Raw genomic sequence first — 17,888 nt, forward strand, 5'->3', positions numbered from 1 at the left:
ATTTATTCAATTGTAACTCCTTCTTAACGTTTGATTTTCATCATAGGATATCTTTTGAAATAAATCCAATTTGCTAAGTTCCCAGAATTATTCTTAAGTTGAGTTCTTTACTGCTCCATTCGATTCTTGAAAATAGATATGTTATGATCTTTCGAATGAAGACAAAGAATTTCAAAGATCAAAACCGTACAGTAGGCTTTGAAATCGAATTTCAAGGCCTAACACCTGAAAAAACGGCAAACTTAATCGTTGATTGCCTCGATGGTGACGTCGAGAAAATTAGTGATGCATGTTTTAAAGTTGATTCACAATACGGTGAGTTTAAAGTCGAAACAGATGCAAAACTTCTAAAAGAATTAGCACAGTCTTCAGAAAAAAATATCAAAGTGAAGAAGTTTGACTTTGAAGGTGTGATAAAAGATATCTTAGAACCTATCACACAAGAACTCGTTCCAACTGAGATCGTTTCTCCTCCTTTAGAAGAAGAAAATTTTAATATTATTAAGAAAATTGAAGAAAGCCTTCATGACGCTGGGGCCAGAGGGACTAATGAGTCTGCATATTTTGCTTTTGCTATGCAATTCAATCCAGAGATAACATCTAAGGAAAGCTCTTATATATTAAGCGTACTTCGCTCTTATATTTTACTTAGTTCTTGGCTGCAATCACAAATTGATATTGGGCTTACTAGGGAGTTAACTGGCTACGTTGATGATTTCCCAAATGACTATGCAGAGCTTGTTCTTGATCAAGACTATCATCCAGATCTTTCAAAGCTTATTGATGATTATCTCGAATACAATCCTACTCGAAATAGGGGGCTGGACTTCTTGCCACTCTTTCTCTATCTCGATGAAGAGCGAGTCCGTAATGTTGTAACTGATGAGCGAGTTAAGGCAAGACCTACGTTTCATTATCGCCTTCCTAGTTGTCAATTGGGGTTAGAGTCCTGGAATATCTTTGTTGAATGGAAAAGATGGTGTCTATTAGAAAGAATTGCCAATGATAAAGAGATTATTAGCAAGATGTCTAAGTCATTTATCGACCTTTATCACGATAGCAATCTCTCGTTTGAAAAGAAGTGGTTAAGGCTTTGTAACCACTATGTTGAGGACTTCCGTTAATGAAGCCACTTATTGGTGTTACGAAATCATATGGATTAACTGGCATAATTCAAAACTTGGCAATTAGGGTTTGTTTATATTTTTCTAATGCAAGATCAGTAAATCTCTCAACAAAACATCCTCAATTAGATCTCGATATTGATGGCCTAATCATTTCAGGAGGAACTGACCTATATCCGGGAATTTACAATAACAAGGACATTAAAGAGAATTATAAATATGATCATAAACGTGATGAGCTCGAACTTAATTGGCTTAGAGTTGCAAAAAAGAGGAGGCTTCCCATTTTTTGTATTTGTCGTGGAGCTCAACTTCTAAATGTATTTAAGGGGGGAACTCTTCATACAGATGTCTCAAAAGTATTTGAAGGGGCACACTATCCAAGTAGCTTGTGGGGTAAAGTCTTTTATCGAAAAAAGATAAAGATTAAACCTAATACTCGTTTAAATGAAATTTTTAAAAAGGATGAAACTGAAGTTAATAGCTTACATAGTCAATCTATTGATAAACTCGGCACAGGCCTTGATGTGAGTGCCGTTGAGGATAATGGCGTTATTCAAGCTGTGGAAAATGAAGGCCCTCGATTTATCATGGGATTACAATTTCATCCCGAGTTTCTCTTTTATCGAAAAGATATAAGGAATTTGTTTCGAGAATTTGTAAGGGCCACTAAAGATTATTCTCGTCAGTGATTTGTACACAATATATTGGCCGTTAAGGGTGAACTAGTTTGTGAACTTAACTGTTTTGCGTGCTGTTGGCCGTTATTCTTTTCATAATATCCATTCATATGTCAGTTTTATGTCAACTGAATTGAACTTGTAAGTAAAGCTTAATAAAATTCTTTAACTTATTATTAAAAAGGTTACGATTTGAGTAATTTAGGCTTGTCGTAAAAGTTCAGGAGATAAAACTTTGAGTCGAATTTATTTATTCACTTCACTATGCCTACTTTCACATTTTACAATAGTTGCCTCTGTCGAGGACCTCTATATAAAGTCACTTAAAAAATCAAAACAAGTTGAGGTCTTTGAATTAACAGAAGATAAGTCAATTTCAGATCTCAATACAATTGAGTCATCACTATATCCAAGTCTTGATATTGTTAATGAGAATACTTATGAAAACAGGTATCCAAATTTTTCCTCAACGAATAAGGAATTGGATTCTGAGGTTTATCTTTCGATGAAACAAAAGCTCTTCCAGGGTGGAGCTGAGTTTGCACTTTATGATTATAAGAAAGTTGTTCCTAAACAGGCCCGTGCTCTAAAAGAGAAGAATCTAGCAGCTTACTATAGTCAATTTGCTACTTTATATTTTCAAGTCTCTTCTGCTATTGAAGAATATGAAAGAATTGATGGACTACTTAGCAATCTAAGAAAAAGAGTTAGTATTGTTAAAAAAAGAACGAAGATTGGCCGTGATAGAAAGGCCGATCTTTTTGCCCTCGAATCCCAGCTTCATCGACTCGAAGCAAACCTCGTTGCAACTAAAGCATTAGTTAGAAGTTCGATAACAGACTTTAGAAATTTTTCTGGGCTTGATAAGATTGAAGGCTTAAAAAATCGTATTGATCCGCTAGGACTTAAGCTTTCAAAGAATGTTGATCTTGAGAATATTCCAGAACTTAAAAGTCTTAAGTTTGATTATGAAAGTTCAGTCCTTGAAAGTAAGATTGAAAAGGCTAACTTATATCCACAAATTGATTTAAGTGCTAGTTACAACCTCGATAAGAATGAGGGGGGAGATCGTGACTGGGGTGTAAGCCTAAATGTTACCCTTAATCTATTAGACTTTGGAGAGAGATCTTCAAAAGTTTCTAGCAAGAAAATAGTAGAACGTATTAATAGTGCACAGGTTGATTTCACCAGACGTAATTCTATCAATCGATGGAATACTTTCGTTCGAAATTTTGAAGCCAAGAAGAATGAATTAATTACTCTTCGAAGAGCGCTGGATCGAAGTCGAGCAGCCTATCAAGAACAACTCAAAGATTTAGATAAAGGTCTAGTCACTCAAATTGAAGTCATCAGATCTCTTGATGATGTTATTGATCTTGAAAAATTAGCGATTAGATCATCACTTGAAGTTAAGTCAATCTTCTATCAGGCCAATGCTTATCTTGGAAATATTCCTAAGGGTTAAAAAAGGTTCAATATGAAATTATCATCAATATCGATTAAGAATCCTGTTTTCGCATGGATGCTAATGTTCTCACTAATCTTATTTGGGGCCCTCGGTTTTACGAAACTAGGGATAAATGAAAACCCTGATGTTGATTATCCATCGATTTCTATCTCTTATGAATATGAAGGTGCAACACCTGAAGTAGTTGAAAAAGATGTATTAGAGCCTGCTGAATCTATACTTGTTTCTATGCAAGGGATTAAAGATATGACCTCGACTGCTGGCCGTGGTCAAGGACGTATTGAATTAAAATTCTCTCTTGATAAGAATATCGACTTTGCATTACAAGAAGTTCAAACACTCCTAGGAAGGGCCCAGAGACTTCTTCCTGATACTGTTGAAACACCAACCGTGACAAAATCAAATGCAGCAGATGATCCTGTTATGTATTTAGCGTTAGTTTCAACAACATTAAATGAGCGAGAGTTAAATATTTTATTCAAAGATGGAATTATTGATCAATTAACAACAATTGAGGGGGTCTCTGAGGTAAGAGCATTTGGTGCCCGTGATCCAATGATGAGAGTTGATGTTAAAGCTGAAAAGCTTGAACAATATCAATTAACTCTTTCAGATATCGTAGAAACTCTCAAACGAGAAAGTGTTGAGTTACCTGCTGGGAAATTTGAAACACCTGAGACCGAAACGAGTCTTCGTGTTCTAGGTGAAGGTCGAACAGTTGAAGACTTTAATAATATGATCATTAATCGTAGGGGAGGAAGGGCGAATTACGTACCAATAAGACTCTCAGACGTTGCCCATATATATGCTGGGGTTGAGAATCGAACTCGTATCTCTCGTGTTAATCGCACACCTTCTCTTTCTATGCCTATTTATAAACAAAGAGGTGTAAATGCCGTCGAAGTTGCAGATAGAGTAAAAGAGCGTGTAAAGGAGATATCAAATAATCTTCCAGAGGGAACAAATCTCTCTGTTAACTTTGATCGTACATCTTTTATTCGTTTATCTATAAATGAATTATTACAAAACCTATTATTATCAGTTTTATTAACATCTCTTGTTTGCTGGCTCTTTTTAAACTCAATGTCAGCAACAATTAATATACTCCTAGCAATTCCAACGGCAATTATAGGAACATTCGCATTCATGTATTTAATGGGATTCTCTTTAAATACGTTCTCACTTTTAGGACTGACTTTAGCAATTGGAATCGTCGTTGATGATGCCATTGTAATGCTTGAAAATATTGTCCGCTACGCCAAGAAAGGCCACGATAAAGTCCAAGCTTCTTTTAAGGGGAGTAGCGAGATCGCCTTTGCCGTTCTTGCAACGACAGCTGTCCTTGTTGCTATCTTTGCACCAATTACAATGATGCCTGGGATAGAAGGGCGCTTCTTTAGAGAATTTGCTTTAACAATTTGTATTGCCGTAAGTTTATCTTCTCTTGAGGCCTTAACTTTAGCTCCAATGAGATGTTCTCAATTTTTAAATGTTGCTTCTGAAGGGATCTTCATTCATCACTGGGTTGATAGTGCTGTTGATTTTGGAAAAAGAACTTATGTAAAATGTCTAAACTTTGCTCTAGGTCATCGAATAAAAATTCTCTTAACTTCTTTAGTCGTTATCTTTGTTTCATTTACGTCTTTAAACTTTATCGATAAGGAATTTGCACCAGAGTCTGATCGAGGCTTTATGTTTGTGATCTTTATTGCTCCAGATGGAAAAAGTCTAGATTATACAAACGCAAAGGTGAAGGAATATGAGGCCATCGTTGAAAAGAATGAAAATGTTCGAAGAATGATTGTTGCCGTTGGTGGTGGACGTGGGGCCACGACTGGAAATCGTGGCTTCGGTGTACTGATCTTAAAGGATCGCAACGAGAGAACCAAGACCCAATTTGAAATTGCCTCAGACCTTAGAAAAGAATTAGCTGGGATAGAAGGGATCAAGATTATTATTCGAGACCGCATGGGATCTGCAATTGGTGGCCGAAGAGGTAGTCCAATTGAATTTACCATTACTGGCCCAGATGCTGAGATTCAAGCTCAACTTTATAAGCAGTTAGAAAAAGAGATGCGCGAATCAAAACTTATGGTTGGTGTCCGTTCTGATGATATTGGTGAGCTTCCTGAAGTTCATATAATTCCAGATCGAATTAAAGCACAGCAAAGGGGAGTTGAAGTTAGAACAATTGCTGAGGCCCTGAACATTGGTGTAGGTGGTGTTAGTGCAACAAAGTATACAGAGCGCGGACGTCGCTATGATGTCTTTGTTCAATTAAAAGAAGAAGATCGTACACGTGAAAATATATCTTCACTTCTGTTACAAAATAATCGCGGAGAATTTGTAACTCTAAATGATGTTGTAAAGATTGAGGATGCATTCGGTCCACAATCAATTTACCGAGAAAATAGAGCAAGAGGTATACGAGTTGATGCAAATTTAAATACTGATGTTGCTCAAAGTAAGGCAATCGCTTTTATAAAAGAAGTCAGTAAGAAGGTATTACCAAAGGGATACTATATTAAGTTTTCTAAGGACCTAAATGAATCTCTCTTCAGTGTTCTTATGATCATGGTCCTAGGTCTAGTAATTGCTTATATGGTTCTTGCCAGTCAATTTAATTCATTTTCAGATCCAATTACTGTTTTCTTGGCCATCCCATTTGGCTTGGCGGGATCTTTTATTGCACTATGGTTATCTGGAAGTACGCTAAATATTTATTCAATGATTGGTATTCTCTTAACGATGGGGATTGTTAAAAAGACATCAATTCTAATCGTAGAGTTCTCAAATCAGCTTAGAGATGAAGGTAAAGAATTAACTGATGCAATTCTGGTTGCTTGTGAAACTCGATTTAGACCAATTATTATGACAACCTTCACAACTCTTGCCTCGGCTTTACCTGCCGCTATTATTGTGGGAGCAGGCTCTGAAACGAGAAGGCCAATGGCCCTGGTTATTATTGGTGGTGTTTTCCTATCGACAATTTTTACACTAATTGTCGTTCCTTGTTTCTATTCACTTATAGCAAGGCCAAGAAGAAAGATTCTAGAAGAGGTGTAGTGCTGAATTATTAGCTATTTTTAGTTTTAGTAATCAGATCGATGAGATCTTGTAGTTGAACATTTGATTCAAGTGAGTGTCTTAAGGTTTTCTTGGGAACAATCTTGTAGCGATTTGAGCGACCAACTTTCTCCTTCATTATGTACCCTGCGTCATAAAGGTCTTGAATAATTCCTAGAACAGAGCGTTCGGTGATGCCAACTCTAGAAGCGATTTCTCTTACAATAATGTCCTCATTTGCAGCTATCAGCAGGTATACGTGCCCGTGATTACTAAAAAATGTCCACTTTGCTTCATTCTGGTTCATCGCCCCTCCACAAGCTTATAAGATACCGTATTTGCATGAAAAGATATACATGAAAATTATTACATGATATGCAATGCATGATAAAAAATACATGAAAAAAATTGCATGTATAGTGTTCTCCTGTTAGGCTTGCCTTGTTAAGGAGAATTTATGAACTCATTACAATACTTACTTCCCGTGCTACTTCTGTTGCCGATAATAATTTATAAGTTATCTGGGAGCTCAAAGAAGCTAAGCCTAGGCCTTGCTCAATTGCTTGGCCCGTTTGTATTTATTAGTTTTTCAATACTAAGTTATATTGATAAAAGTCCAATCCAGCTGACCATTTGGAACTTTTCTAAATACTTCTCAGTCGGTTTAAAGCTTGATGTCTTATCTGGACTAATCGCTGCGACAGTTTCAACCATCGGTATAGTCGTTGCTCGTTACTCAATTAGATTCTTAGAAGATGACCCTAAGAGCGAACACTTTAAAAAGAATCTGGCCTTTACGCTAAGTTTTGTATTCTCAATGCTTTTGGCACCAAATCTCGTCTTATTTTCTATCTCTTGGGCCGCCGCTTCATACTTTCTGCATAAACTGCTTACTCATTTTTCAAATAGGCAAGGGGCCATCAAAGCAGCAAGACAGAAGTTTTGGATAAATCGTCTAGGTGATATTTTTATAGTTATTGCAGGGGGAATTCTCTTAAATGTATTTAAAACTCTTGAGTTTAATACTATTTTTGCAATGGCCGAAAATACTTTCTTGATAAAAGATAATTACATATTACTAAATACTGCTTCAATCTTTCTTGTTCTTGGTGCAATGACAAAGTCAGCACAATTTCCTTTCCATCACTGGCTTCCAAATACGATGGAGACACCAACTCCAGTATCTGCAATTATGCATGCTGGAATAATAAATGCTGGTGGTTATTTAATAATTAGAATGGCCCCATTTTTATCGAGTACTCCATTAGCGCTTTCATTACTTGCAATCATTGGTAGCTTCACTGCATTTTGGGCAACTATTGTTATGTTTACTCAGGTGAATGTGAAAAAGAATTTAGCCTATTCAACAATTGCTCAAATGGGATTTATGATGCTTCAATGTGGATTAGGTGCCTTTTCCATCGCAACAGTTCATATAATAGGTCATGCTTTTTACAAGGCCTATGCATTTTTAAGTTCAGGTACAGCAACAGATTTTGGTAGGCTCAATCGTTATTTTCCAAAACAACAAATTACTAATAAATTTAGGAACTCTTTTCTTCTAGGTGCAACTTCTATCGTTTTAGTCGTTGGAAGCCTAATGTATACAGGCGTAAATGTCTTAGAAAACCCAGGGGTCTTCATTCTCTTAATTGTTTTGGCCTTAGCTGCATCTCAAATGATTTTAAATTCAAAAGATAAATTCCAAGCGGTGCTTTTTGCAAGCTCTATTGTTTTAATCTATCTCGGTTTAACAAAATTCATGACAATCTTATTAGAGGGAATTGTTCCGGCCAATGTATCAATGCCTGGAATCGTTGGAGTTGTAACAGTTCTTATATCTGCTGGCTTTTTCATAGCATTATATTTGATTCAAAATAGTTTAGACAAAATTTCTCAAACAGAAGTCGGTAAACAGATCTATGTGAAGGCACTAAGAGGAGGCTTCTAATGAACGAAATCGTAAAATTAGATAAAGAAAAAATTAGAAAAGAAGCTTTTACGTCTTTAAAGATTAGACAAGAAAAGTCTGTCATTGAGACTTTTCTTGAAGTAAGCAAGAGATTAACTCCTCTTTGGGATATACGTGACTATGTTGCTGTAAATCCTTTTTTTGGCTTTAAAGATAAGAACTTTCTCGAATTGGCCAAGTATATGCGACATATTTCAGGAAAAGATACTTTGCCTAAGAAAGAGTTCTTTCTAAAGAAATATCAATCTGGTGAAATTACAGAGTATGATCTAGAAGTTGCAAAAAAACTTTATCTAAAAGAAATTCATAACAATTCACTAAGTGATATTACGATAAAAGAGTTGATGGACTTTATAAGATCATCTGAAAGAAAAGTTTGTGACTTAAAGTTTAGAGCAGTTAGTGATCTTTATGATTTAGAAAATAATGAAAAGACTACTGAGTTAATAACTAAAGAAATCTCAAGATGGGCCTCCGCGTATTTTGATGAAGGTCAGGCCCTATGGAAAATAGAGACAAAGGATACAAGACTTTATACTTGGTGGAAGTCCCTCGTAAAATATGACAGGCCATTTGATGGAAAAACAAATCGATTCAATGAAATTGTTGAACTTCTTCCTGAAAGTCCCAAAAAAGCACTTGAATCTCTAACAGATATACTTTTAGAAAAGATATCCTTAGAACAAGATGATCTTTCAAATTATTATTATCGTCTCATTTATACGACGCTAGGTTGGAGTTCATACATCCAAAAATTTGAATTTGAGGCCAATCGCTCAGGAGAGAGTTCAAAGCTTAAGGAGATAGGAGGATTAATTGATATCGTTGTCATGAGAATGGCCTATGATATCGCTCTACTTGATGAGATCTCTGTTGTAAGCCTAGAGGGCCAACATTGTTCAAATAAAGATGATCGTGATTTAGATCTCATTTATATTTGGTTAAATGCCGTTGAATGTGCCTACCGAAGGAGAGTTGAGGAGACAATTAAAAGCTCTGTTAATAGTAAGGATCTTAACTCTAGGCCCGATATTCAAATGGCATTTTGTATTGATGTTCGTAGTGAAGTTCTAAGAAGACACCTCGAAAATAGCTCACATAAAATACAAACAATTGGCTTTGCAGGATTTTTTGGAGTGCCAATTTCAGTGAAGGGGCTTGGGCATAAAGGGAGTGATCAAAATTGTCCCATTCTATTAAACTCTGCCTATGAAATTAGTGAAGTGGAGACAAAAGATGAGACTTCACTTAAAAATAAAAAACAAGCATTTGCACAGACTCAGTATTTCAAAAAGAGTGTTCAAGCTTCTGCTAATTCAGGCTTTTCTTTTGTTGAAACACTTGGATTTTCTTATATCGGAAAGATTTTAAAGTCTGGCATCTTTCAAAAGAAGCCTAATCTCGATATCTCTTCAATGGGGCTATCTGAAAAAGACAAAGAGAATATTCAATTTGATTTTGAGAAAATTAAAATCGAAGAGAAAGTAAACTTGGCCTTTAATGCTTTAAAGAATATGGGGCTAACTAAGAATTTTGCAAAGTTTGTTTTCTTCATTGGGCATGGAAGTGAATCTTCAAATAACCCATATGCATCTGCTTTAGAATGCGGTGCATGTGCAGGACATAATGGACAAAGTAATGCCATATTCCTGGCCACAATTTTAAATGATTTAGAAGTTCAAGCTAAGTTAAAAAGTAAAGGAATTGAGATACCTAGAGATACTTTATTTATGTCAGGTTGGCACAATACTGTAAAAGATGAAATACATATTGATAAGTTTGAGGGATTAAGCCTAAAGCAAGGCCAAGAGCTAAGTTTGTATGAAAAGAAGTTCAGAGAAGCCTCTAAGAATTGTCAGAAAGAAAGAGCAAGAAATTTACCAAATTGTTCAAAGCTTAAGGATAGTGAATTAAGTGGGGAGCTTTTTCAAAAGGCAAATGACTGGTCTGAGATTCGTCCAGAATGGGGACTTGCTAGAAATGCATCATTTGTGGTTGGTCGCAGAGAATTAACAAGAAGTTTAGAGCTTGATGGAAGGGCCTTCCTTCATGACTATGATTTTGAACAAGATAAAGATCTTTCGATTTTAGAGCTTATTATGACTGCACCAATGATTGTAACGAATTGGATCAATATGCAGTATTACGCAAGTACAGTAAATCCTCAAAAATTTGGTGCAGGTAACAAGGTTCTAAATAATGTTGTTGGTGGAATTGGCTGTATTCAAGGTAATGAAAGTGATCTGCTTGGAGGATTAACAGAACAATCTGTTTTATATAAAGGTGACTACTTTCATGAGCCTTTAAGACTTCAAGTCTTTATTGAGGCCGAGACATCAGCAATTGACGAAATTATCAGTAAACATCAAATGGTTAGAGAGCTGATTTCTAACAATTGGTTAAAAATTATATCGATTAATCCTAAAAATTTAAAATTTAAAATATTTCAATCAGACTCTTGGATTGAACCAAAGGAGGACTTGTGGAACTAAATATCGGAGAAGTTTCAAATCAAAAATTTGATTTTATTTGGGGTAGTCCAATGAATTCAACTGATGTTGAGGTAACATTACCCGATCTTTCTAAACTAGAATATTCTGTTTGGGGGGACTGGGGACCAATGTATAAATTTAATCTTACAGATCAGGCCGTTGTTAAGATAAAGTATAATGAAGATGAGTATAATAGCTCCCAAAAGCAGCTAAAGATTGAATCTCCAATGCTTGCTAGAGAAAGGGATGAACTGCCTTTTTATATTATTGTTGAAGATCAGTCGAAAAATCTAAAGTTTAAGCTTTATATTGATACTGATTACAATTTAGCTAAAGTGACGGAACATAGGATTAGAAATAATGTATATACCTATGAAGAGGCCAGTGAGAATAGTCAGATAACAACTCTTTAAGAATTAGGTGAGTGATTGATAAAATGACTTTCTTTGTTGATCAAGGATTTCATTTTGGTATGTTTTTGCAACTTCAATATTTCTCTTTGATTTTTCTTTGAGCATTTTATCGTTAGAGCAAAACTCAAGAATCTTCTCACTTAATTCTTCCACACTTTGTGGATCAACTAAGTCATCTGAGTCAAGTAACTCTTTAATGCCACCAATTGTACTTCCAATACACGGAAGTCCTCTTGCCATTGCTTCCACCATACTTCGTGGTAGTCCCTCTGAAATTGATGTGAGGATATAAATATCGTGCTCATCAAGAACAGCTCTTACTTCTTCTCCACCGTTTAAAAAGCCAAGAAATGTAACCTTATCACTTAATCCTAAGCTTTTCACTAAGCTCTCAAGCCCATCTCTTTCCTTGCCATCTCCAACTATTGTTAGGCTAATGTTTTTATTTCTTTGTAAGGCCTTGTAGAATGCCTTAATTAGTGTATCAGGTGATTTTACTAAGTACTCAAGAGAACCAACAAATAGAAGCTTCTTATTTTTATTAAAAGATTCTTTTTCTGCAACAATGTGCTCTGGAAGTAGAGAAATGGACGAATAGCTAAATTGCTTATCTCTATTTTGATTTGGGTAGAGTTCCTGAAGAAAAGTCTTCGTTACGTAGGAGCTACTCTTTGCATGAAAGATTTGCGTTTTCACATTCTTTGTTAGCCAGTACTGGAAAAAAAGTCTTAGCGGATGTTTGTAAGAGCCTTTTTTAAAAGTATCGTACGGGTTTCCTACTAACTCAATTCCATACTCGATATTATTTTTCATCAGAAGTGGTTGAAGAATATCTGCTATCGTGGATGGAACTCTCATAATATAAGCTTCATTAGGTGAGATAATCTCTTTTAATTTCTTTCTTATTGCTCCTCTTTTAAAGAAGTAATCTTTTGGCCCAAGAAAGTAGGGGATCTCTGTAAACGATACACCTTCTCCTGTTACTGGTTTTAGGCCTTCTTGTGAGTCAGTGTCTTCTACCCGTGCAATTATATTTACGTGCTCAAATGTCATAAGGTATCTTTGCCAGAACTTATAATCGAACGATGACTTGGTCCAAACTTGGCCATTATATCTAACGAATCTAAAATCCAGCGTGATATTTACTCTTTTCACTTTATATATTCTCTTTTTTAGAAAGATAATATTGAACAGTTCTTTTAATTCCTTCCTCGATATAAACCTCTGGTTGATATCCTAGTTTTTCAATGCTTTTAGAAATATTAGCTTGGGAGTTCTTTATATCTCCCTTTCTGAAATCCTTGTAAGTGATTTCACTTACTAACTCTTTTCCTGAGTATACTTTTATATTGTCTAGGATGAGTTTTGATAGTGTATTAAGAGATGTTGTTTTGCTAAGGGCGCAATTATAAATTTGTCCAAAGTTATTCGTATCTGTATTTAGAGATGCTTTAATATTTAGTTGAATAACATTGTCGATATAGCAGAAGTCACGACTTGTTTCTCCATCTCCATAAATCTCTAGTTCTTTACCGGTTAGAGCTCGCTCTATCCATTTTGGTATAACTGCTGCATAAGCTCCGTTTGGATCTTGTCTTTTCCCAAATACGTTGAAATATCTAATTCCGATTGTAGGGAGTCCATAAGTTAAATTAAAAACTCTTCCATAGAGCTCACATACATGCTTTGTTACTGCATAAGGAGATAATTGTGTTCCTATTGAATCTTCTATTTTGAAATCTTTTTCATTGTCACCATAAACTGAACTACTTGAAGCAAAGACAAATGATTTTACATTTGCTTGTCTTGCTGCGTTTAGCATATTGAAGGTACCATCAACATTTGATTGATGACTTAAGTCAGGGGAGTTAATTGATCTAGGGACAGAACCAAGAGCAGCTTGATGAAGAATGTGGTCAACATCTTTTGAGACTTTCACACATGTCTCAAAGTCTCTAATATCACCCTCATGGAAGTGAAAGTTATCAATATGTTCATTACAGACCATTTTTACTTCTTCAATATTTTCTCTTCTTCCATTTGAAAAATTATCAAGACCAACTACTATCTGATTATTATTTAATAAGAACTCACAAAGATTAGACCCTATAAATCCAGCGGCACCAGTAACAAGCCATTTTCTAGGCTTCTCTCTTAGTTGCTCTGATAGAAGTTGTAAGGATTCATCCATTAAAGACTCCAATATGTGTATTCGGTATTTGTTTTAATTGTATTTGGGCAAATATTTTTAACATCAACTATAATGGGAGGTTTTCCCGAAAAGACTTTTACTAAATCTTCTTCTGATAGGTTCAAGAACTCTCGATGAGCTACATTTATTAAGAGTAAATCAATATCTCTTAATTTATTAAACTCTTGAATCTTTTTGTCATATTTCATTAGGACTTCTTCTTGATTACAATGTGGGTCCACTAAAATTGTATTTGTAGCATACTCATTGAGTTCTCTAATTATATCTTCAACTTTTGAATTTCTTAAGTCGGGACAGTTTTCTTTAAAAGTTAAGCCTAAAACTGCTATATTTGCACCTTTTACATTAACATTATTCTGAATAAGGAGCTTTATTGCCTTTTGTGATACATGTGTAGCAATGCTATCGTTAACCCTTCTTCCCGCATTTATAATTTGTGGAATAATTCCTAGTTGTTTTGATTTGTATGAAAGGTAGTAGGGATCTACGCCAATACAGTGGCCACCAACTAAACCTGGTTTAAAATTTAAGAAGTTCCACTTTGTTCCTGAGGCTTCTAATACTTCGCTAGTATTAATATCCATTTTATCAAATATCAAAGCGAGCTCATTGATTAAACCAATATTTACATCACGTTGAATATTTTCAATGACTTTTGAGGCTTCTGCGACTTTAATTGAAGTCGCTTTAAAAACATCTGCTTCAATTACGCTTGCATACATTGAAGCAATTTCTTTTAGACTATCGCTACAGCATCCAGACACTACTTTTGTTATTTTTGTAAATGTGTGTTCCTTATCTCCAGGATTAATTCTTTCTGGAGAATATCCTAAGAAGAAATCAATTCCAAATTTGAGCCCTGTTTTTTCTTCTAATATCTTTGCGCAAATATCTTCTGTAACACCTGGATAGACTGTTGACTCATAAACGACTGTGTCTCCCTTTTTTAAAACTTTTGCAACTGCCTGAGTTGCACTTATTACAGGAGTTAAATCTGGTGTTTTAAAACTGTCGATTGGTGTTGGGACTGTGACGATGAAAAAGTTGTAATCAGACGCATCTTCGATATTTGTTGAAAAATTCATTTCAAGCGCTTTTAATTCGTCTGTCGTAATTTCTCGTGTACTATCTTGATGATTTCTTAGTTCTTCAACTCGTTTTTTTGATATGTCGATGCCAATTGTACGATACTTCTTAGCAAAGTTATATGCTACCGGAAGACCTACGTAGCCAAGACCAATTACACACACGCTCTTTTCCATGAATACCTCAGGCTTATAGACTTACGTCTCTTATCTCTTTCTTTTTCTTATTATACTTTTCTTTATATTTTTCTTCGATTCTCTGAGTGGAGTGAACTAAACTTTTCCATAGGTTGAAGTTGTAGTAGTCATTAAACTTTATTTTGAAACCAATAAGTTTATGATCACCATCACTTTGGATCCATACTTGGTTTAATTCCATTTTGATTTGTTTATCAGCAAGGTGGAGATATAGATTATCAATATTTTCACTTAGATTAGTTTTAATGAGACAGCCACCTAGGCTTATATTCATTAGTTTTACTTGAACTCTCTTATTGTCTTTAATCGTATATGCGACAATTTTATATGATTCAAATGGGTAGCGTTGAAAGTCTCTACTGTGCTTTTTCACTTAAACTCACTTGTATATAGTATGCGGTGATAATATTTACTAACGTCTTCTTTAAAATTCTTTGTTTTTAAATATTCTAATTCTTCGTCAAGAAGCATATGAACATCGTCTATTGTTATTGTGACGACTTTTCTCAATTGGGGCTGCCAATCAAGAATGATGGCCATTGAAAGACTTGAACCATTTTCAACAATTCTATTATCAACGTCTAAATCAATGATTCCGTTTGTAATAGCAAGAGTATTTGTAAGGGCAGTGATCTCATAGATTGAATAGGTATTACCCTTGTGGAACTCAGGCTTTGATGATCTTTTATGGGCGCTAAATATACACTTTATAAAGTCTGAAGAGTCTTTTGAGATGAATAGGCCCAGGCTAGAAGTGAATCTAGTAAAGTCTATATTATTATGTTTTGTAGTAGGACTTGTTTCAACCATCCACTCATTATATGCACAATAAAATTTATATTCTGCTATGTGGTAGAAAATGCCCTAGTCCTGCACTATGTCTTTTAGAGAGTGGAATATAGTACCTCTTTAAGGAAGAGTTAATAAATATTATGTATAATTAAGGCGAATTTGATTTTAAATAAGTCCTGAGGTCATATGACAAGTAGCTTGAAAAATAAAATCTTAGTTTTTGAAAATATGCATAATCAAAATGATTATCCTAATATCATTAATGAGAATGTAGTCGATATTTCTGAGGGCAAGAAAGATTTAAGTTCTATTTACTATCGTATCAAAAATAGAAAGGACCTTCATAGTATGTCTCGCGTAATTAGTGAGACATCAGAAGAAAGTAAAGTTTCAACTATAGTAGGGATGATCGATAAGCAAAGGCTTGAGGATATCATTGTATCAATATCAAGTTGTATTGATGTATGTTTTAAAAAGAAAGTTCTAATTATATCGTATCAAGATATAGGTGAAAATATTAAAGACATAACACTCAACGAGGCAAGTATAGATCTTAAAGGCCCTACTAAAAGGTCTCTAAATACAAAAAAACTATCAGAAAATATTTCAGTTTTAAATTATAGCTATTTTCTTTCATTATTTGTTGGAAACTCACATGCCCTTGCTGGCGCAATGAAACAGATTACTTCAACATTTGATAAGGTCATCTTCTTACTTGATGATAAAGAACTCACTGATCTTGGTGTTGATGATAGAGCTCCTATTTTACTTTCTTCACATTGTGACTTCATTGTAAGAGAGCGTAAAACTAGACTTAGTACAGTGAAAAAGAGTACTGAATATCTAAAGTCTTTAGGTGTTAAATTAGGTGGAGTTATTTACGCTAAAGAGGAAGTAATATGAAAAAACTGACGCTACTTTTAGATAAGGATTCAGTAATAAACTTCTCTCTTTTGTTTACTCTATTGAGACGTTATTGGATTGTAAATTCAATATGTGTTTTAGTAAGTGTTGGTGCACTGATTAGCTTTTATGTTAATCAAGACAAGAACTATGTTAGAGAGATTCATTTCAATTCAAAGCTAGATAATGTAAATCAAGAATCTAAAATTTCTCAAATAATTGGTATTAATAAGATTGATGAAATAAAGAGTTATCGTTCTTTAGTTGAAAGATGGGACTTTAAAGTTAGTATTGCTCAGGATATTATGGCCGTTGAAGATATTAATGAGTTCTATATAGAAGATGATAATGGCGATAAGAAAAACTTGCGCTCAGTGTACGAGTACTGTTCGTATAATAAAGAGTGTATTAGTCGATATATTGCAGAAAATATTCAAAATAATTATAGCATTAAGCAAAGTCCTCGCTATGGTGGCTATGTTCTTTATTCAAGAGGTAAGAACAAGTTTACGACTCTAATTATTCAAGATTCTATTGTTAAAAATTTAAAAAGCATTAAATTCAATTCTAATTACATCTTAGCAAAAGAAAAAATCCAGGCACTTGAAAATGAATTAGAGAAGAATGAAAAGCAACTCCTAGATAATCACAATATTATCAATGTCGGAGCTGATTCAAGAATCTCTGACCTTGATGAAGTTATAAGAGAGCAGGAAAAGAGCCTTGCAAAGAATAAAGAGCTTCTCTTTTCTGTCGACTCAGACTTAAAGTTTTACAAAAAAATGAAAAAGGTATCCTTTTCTGGAAAGGATCGTTCTTTAATTAGAAAGAGAGCTGAAATAGAACAACAGATTGTAGATGTGTCTAAGAATATTGATTTACTAAAGTCTGGCTCATTGGCAGGTAATTCAGAGATTATTGTAAGCTTAAAGAAGCAGCGAAGTGACTTGGCCAATGAGCTTAAGAAACTTAAGGTGAGTGATGCCTCAATAACTGATGATAAGAAGAATAAAGCTATTGAGCTTGAAAAAATTCCTGAGTTAATTCAAAAAAAGAAAACTCTTAGTATTCTTATTAGTAAATTAACAGAGCAGATTAGTGAGAATAAGATAAAAAGAGATAAGCTATTAAAGGATAGAAATCTTAATACTATTACTAATGATCAACTCAATCCTCTTAAGAATACTATTGTCGATATTAGAAATAAGATTAGAGAAACGCGCAATAGCCTAAACTCAATACAGAATTATTTAACTTTTAATATTTTAAATCCAAAGATTGAGAATCAAAAGAAATTTACACTTAAGTTGTTGATTTTATTGAGCATAGTGCTGTCTGTTTTCACGGCCCTCGTATCTTGTTTCATCTGTTACTTCGTCGATGATCGAGTCTATTCACATGAAGAGATACAAGTCCTTTATCATGACGCAAAAGATCTGGGGATAGCACCTGAAATAACAAAAGTTTCTTGCTAAGGTTTATT

Annotated in this window: 15 protein-coding genes; 9 read left to right on the plus strand and 6 right to left on the minus strand. The window is 34.5% G+C overall.

Going from position 1 to position 17,888, the window contains the following annotated elements; all coding sequences use genetic code 11:
• Window positions 1-155: 155 nt before the first annotated feature.
• The 4 genes from BALOs_RS03935 (at window position 156) to BALOs_RS03950 (ending at window position 6,338) form a co-directional block, all read left to right on the plus strand.
• Window positions 156-1,124, plus strand: a complete 969-nt coding sequence (locus BALOs_RS03935; RefSeq protein ID WP_162929533.1) for an amidoligase family protein — start codon at window positions 156-158, stop codon at window positions 1,122-1,124.
• On the plus strand, window positions 1,124-1,816 hold the full coding sequence (locus BALOs_RS03940) for a gamma-glutamyl-gamma-aminobutyrate hydrolase family protein (protein ID WP_120404347.1): 693 nt from the start codon (window positions 1,124-1,126) through the stop codon (window positions 1,814-1,816). Before BALOs_RS03935 ends, BALOs_RS03940 begins: the two co-directional genes overlap by 1 nt.
• A 223-nt stretch (window positions 1,817-2,039) precedes the next feature.
• A complete protein-coding gene (locus BALOs_RS03945; protein WP_120404348.1) occupies window positions 2,040-3,269 on the plus strand; it encodes a TolC family protein in 1,230 nt (409 codons plus the stop codon).
• A gap of 12 nt (window positions 3,270-3,281) precedes the next feature.
• On the plus strand, window positions 3,282-6,338 hold the full coding sequence (locus tag BALOs_RS03950; protein WP_120404349.1) for an efflux RND transporter permease subunit: 3,057 nt from the start codon (window positions 3,282-3,284) through the stop codon (window positions 6,336-6,338).
• A gap of 10 nt (window positions 6,339-6,348) precedes the next feature.
• On the opposite strand, the gene BALOs_RS03955 is transcribed toward BALOs_RS03950, so the two are convergent.
• The gene (locus BALOs_RS03955) at window positions 6,349-6,645 is read right to left on the minus strand and encodes a winged helix-turn-helix domain-containing protein (protein ID WP_115361269.1); all 297 of its coding nucleotides are present in this window, start codon (window positions 6,643-6,645) and stop codon (window positions 6,349-6,351) included.
• Between the two features lie 150 nt (window positions 6,646-6,795).
• Between BALOs_RS03955 and BALOs_RS03960 the strand changes: the two genes are divergently transcribed.
• Genes BALOs_RS03960 through BALOs_RS03970 form a run of 3 tightly spaced genes read left to right on the plus strand, consistent with a single transcriptional unit; the run spans window position 6,796 to window position 11,215 of the window.
• The gene (locus BALOs_RS03960; RefSeq protein ID WP_120404350.1) at window positions 6,796-8,289 is read left to right on the plus strand and encodes a proton-conducting transporter membrane subunit; all 1,494 of its coding nucleotides are present in this window, start codon (window positions 6,796-6,798) and stop codon (window positions 8,287-8,289) included.
• Entirely contained in the window at window positions 8,289-10,802 is a 2,514-nt protein-coding gene (locus BALOs_RS03965) for a DUF2309 domain-containing protein (protein ID WP_120404351.1), read from the plus strand. Before BALOs_RS03960 ends, BALOs_RS03965 begins: the two co-directional genes overlap by 1 nt.
• The gene (locus tag BALOs_RS03970; protein ID WP_120404352.1) at window positions 10,793-11,215 is read left to right on the plus strand and encodes a hypothetical protein; all 423 of its coding nucleotides are present in this window, start codon (window positions 10,793-10,795) and stop codon (window positions 11,213-11,215) included. Before BALOs_RS03965 ends, BALOs_RS03970 begins: the two co-directional genes overlap by 10 nt.
• 3 nt (window positions 11,216-11,218) lie before the next feature.
• On the opposite strand, the gene BALOs_RS03975 is transcribed toward BALOs_RS03970, so the two are convergent.
• From BALOs_RS03975 to BALOs_RS03995, 5 genes are read right to left on the minus strand one after another with little or no spacing between them, the layout of a single operon-like run.
• A complete protein-coding gene (locus BALOs_RS03975; protein ID WP_162929534.1) occupies window positions 11,219-12,370 on the minus strand; it encodes a glycosyltransferase family 4 protein in 1,152 nt (383 codons plus the stop codon).
• 1 nt (window position 12,371) lies between these two features.
• Window positions 12,372-13,406, minus strand: a complete 1,035-nt coding sequence (locus BALOs_RS03980) for an NAD-dependent epimerase/dehydratase family protein (protein ID WP_120404354.1) — start codon at window positions 13,404-13,406, stop codon at window positions 12,372-12,374.
• The gene (locus BALOs_RS03985) at window positions 13,406-14,689 is read right to left on the minus strand and encodes a nucleotide sugar dehydrogenase (protein WP_120404355.1); all 1,284 of its coding nucleotides are present in this window, start codon (window positions 14,687-14,689) and stop codon (window positions 13,406-13,408) included. Before BALOs_RS03985 ends, BALOs_RS03980 begins: the two co-directional genes overlap by 1 nt.
• Before the next feature lie 13 nt (window positions 14,690-14,702).
• The gene (locus tag BALOs_RS03990; RefSeq protein WP_120404356.1) at window positions 14,703-15,083 is read right to left on the minus strand and encodes a PilZ domain-containing protein; all 381 of its coding nucleotides are present in this window, start codon (window positions 15,081-15,083) and stop codon (window positions 14,703-14,705) included.
• Window positions 15,080-15,520 (minus strand): hypothetical protein, encoded by a 441-nt coding sequence (locus BALOs_RS03995; protein ID WP_120404357.1) that lies wholly within the window; start codon window positions 15,518-15,520, stop codon window positions 15,080-15,082. Before BALOs_RS03995 ends, BALOs_RS03990 begins: the two co-directional genes overlap by 4 nt.
• A 168-nt stretch (window positions 15,521-15,688) precedes the next feature.
• Here BALOs_RS03995 and BALOs_RS04000 point away from each other — a divergent pair, with 168 nt between their 5' ends.
• Together BALOs_RS04000 and BALOs_RS04005 are read left to right on the plus strand one after the other, a co-directional pair.
• Complete coding sequence (locus BALOs_RS04000) at window positions 15,689-16,405, plus strand: hypothetical protein (RefSeq protein ID WP_120404358.1); 717 nt, start codon at window positions 15,689-15,691, stop codon at window positions 16,403-16,405.
• Window positions 16,402-17,880: a hypothetical protein gene (locus tag BALOs_RS04005; RefSeq protein ID WP_120404359.1), complete on the plus strand. Its 1,479-nt coding sequence runs from the start codon at window positions 16,402-16,404 to the stop codon at window positions 17,878-17,880. Before BALOs_RS04000 ends, BALOs_RS04005 begins: the two co-directional genes overlap by 4 nt.
• The last annotated feature ends 8 nt before the right edge of the window (window positions 17,881-17,888 follow it).

The sequence above is a fragment of the Halobacteriovorax sp. BALOs_7 genome, from assembly GCF_003612895.1.
Taxonomy (GTDB): Bacteria; Bdellovibrionota; Bacteriovoracia; order Bacteriovoracales; family Bacteriovoracaceae; genus Halobacteriovorax_A; species Halobacteriovorax_A vibrionivorans.